The sequence below is a fragment of the Streptomyces sp. UH6 genome, from assembly GCF_013421635.1.
Classification (GTDB): domain Bacteria; phylum Actinomycetota; class Actinomycetes; order Streptomycetales; family Streptomycetaceae; genus Streptomyces; species Streptomyces abyssomicinicus.
Genome location: NZ_JACADT010000842.1, coordinates 1 through 2,510, shown reverse-complemented (window position 1 = coordinate 2,510; position 2,510 = coordinate 1). Strand labels below are relative to the sequence as shown.

Sequence of the window (2,510 nt, the reverse complement as noted above, 5' to 3'; positions counted from 1 at the left end):
GCCGGTGCGGGGGCCCGGGGAGACCCCGTCGGGGCGCACGCTCGCCGGAGGGCACGGGCCCGTGCGGACACGGGACACGCAGGACGAGGACCGGGAGAAGGAACCCCGCAGCGGGCTCCTGATGGGACGCCCCTTCGGGGTCCCCGTCTACGTCTCGCCCAGCTTCTTCCTGGTCGCCGCCCTGATCACCTGGGTCTTCGGCGACCGGCTCGAGCCGATCCTCCCCGACCTCGGCGCCGCCCGCTACCTGGTCTCCCTCTCCTTCGCCCTGGCCCTCTACGCCTCCGTGCTGGTCCACGAGCTGGCCCACACCGTCGCCGCCCTCCGCTTCAAGCTGCCGGTGCGCCGCATCCAGCTCCAGTTCTTCGGCGGTTTCTCGGACATCGGCAAGGAGTCCGAGACCCCCGGCCGGGAGTTCGTGCTGGCCTTCGTGGGCCCGCTCCTCTCCCTCGTCCTGGCCGGGATCTTCTACCTGACCCTCTTCGCCGTGGAGCCCGGCACCGTGCCGGGCGTGCTGCTGGGCGGCCTGATGATCTCCAACCTGATCGTCGCCGCCTTCAACCTGCTCCCGGGCCTCCCCCTGGACGGCGGCCGGATGCTCCGTGCCGTGGTCTGGAAGATCACCGGAAGGCCCATGAGCGGCACCGTCGCCGCCGCCTGGGCGGGCCGGGCGCTGGCCGTCGCCGTCCTGATCGGCTTCCCGCTGCTCACCCGCTCCGGCGCCGTCGGCGAGGCCCAGACCGACGGCATGGACACGGTCCTGGACGCGCTGCTCGCCGCCATCGTCGCCGCGATCATGTGGACCGGCGCGGGCAACAGCCTCCGCATGGCCCGGCTGCGCGAGCACCTGCCCGACCTGCGCGCCCGCACCCTCACCCGTCGTGCCGTCCCCGTGCAGCCGGACACCCCCGTCTCCGAGGCGCTGCGCCGCGCCAACGCGGCCGGCGCCCGCGCCCTCGTCGTGGTGGACGCCTCGGGCCTGCCGATCTCCCTGGTCCGCGAGACCGGCATCGCCGGGGTGCCCGAGCACCGTCGTCCCTGGGTCGCGGTGAGCACCCTGGCGACCGGCCTCACCGAGGGCATGCGGGTCTCCGCCGAGCTGGAGGGCGAGGATCTCCTGGAGGCCCTGCGGGCCACCCCCGCCACGGAGTACCTGGTGGTCGAGGAGACCGGCGAGATCTACGGCGTCCTCTCCGCCGCCGACGTCGAGCACGCCTTCGTCAAGGCCATGACCCGTTCCCACTGAGCATCCGCACCGGGCCGCCCGCCGGGCCCGCCCGGTCGGGACACCCTCCGCGGACCGGTAGGCTGGTCACATGTCCGAACCGACCGGTGCCGCCCGCAGGCGCGGGCCCTTCAAGGTCGGGGACCAGGTTCAGCTGACCGACCCCAAGGGCCGCCACTACACGTTCACGCTGGAAGCGGGAAAGAACTTCCACACCCACAAGGGTTCCTTCCCGCACGACGAGCTGATCGGCGCCCCCGAGGGCAGCGTTGTCCGCACCACGGGGAACGTCGCCTATCTGGCGCTGCGCCCCCTGCTCCCCGACTACGTCCTGTCCATGCCCCGCGGCGCCGCCGTGGTCTACCCCAAGGACGCGGGGCAGATCCTCGCCTTCGCCGACATCTTCCCCGGCGCGCGCGTCGTGGAGGCCGGCGTCGGCTCCGGATCGCTCAGCTCCTTCCTGCTGCGCGCCATCGGCGACCAGGGCATGCTGCACTCCTACGAGCGCCGCGAGGACTTCGCCGAGATCGCGAAGCAGAACGTGGAGCGCTACTTCGGCGGCGAGCACCCCGCCTGGCAGCTCACCGTGGGCGACCTCCAGGACAACCTGAGCGACACCGAGGTCGACCGGGTCATCCTCGACATGCTCGCGCCCTGGGAGTGCCTGGAGGCGGTCTCCAAGGCCCTCGTGCCCGGCGGCATCCTCTGCTGCTACGTGGCCACCACCACGCAGCTCGCCCGCACCGTCGAGTCCATCCGTGAGATGGGCTGCTTCAACGAGCCGACGGCCTGGGAGTCGATGATCCGCAACTGGCACATCGAGGGCCTCGCGGTCCGTCCGGACCACCGGATGATCGGCCACACCGGCTTCCTGCTCACCGCCCGCCGCCTCGCGGACGGCGTCGAGCCGCCCATGCGCCGCCGCCGCCCCGCCAAGGGCGCCTACGGCGAGGACTACGCCGGCCCCAACGCCGACGGCGGTTCCCGCTAGCCCCGGCAGCACCACACAGCCCCGCCCGGCGTGCGCACCCCGTGCGCACGCCCCGCAACTCCCCGGCGCACCGGCCGGGTTGCCGCGCCCCGCACGGCAACCCGGCCGGTGCGCCTCACTGTTGGCCGGGCCTCCTCCCCGCCGCGGTGCGGAGGGCTGTCGACGTGCCGTGTCCGCCCCGTGGACGGCCTGCGCACACCTCCACCCCGCGGTTCCCGGGCAGTGTGACGTGTGGCACGATGCTGAGCATCCCACCGGCACCGTCCCTCCACGGGAGACACCCACTCGTGCAGC

At 73.3% G+C, this 2,510-nt stretch carries 2 protein-coding genes; both read left to right on the top strand.

Annotated features, from left to right (window positions below; translation table 11 throughout):
- A partial coding sequence (locus HW445_RS26565) for a site-2 protease family protein (protein WP_180223419.1) occupies nt 1-1,246 on the top strand: 1,246 nt, incomplete at its 5' end.
- Nucleotides 1,247-1,316: 70 nt separating this feature from the next.
- Nucleotides 1,317-2,216, top strand: coding sequence for a tRNA (adenine-N1)-methyltransferase (locus HW445_RS26560; protein WP_151774704.1), 900 nt, complete (start codon nt 1,317-1,319; stop codon nt 2,214-2,216).
- Nucleotides 2,217-2,510: the final 294 nt, after the last annotated feature.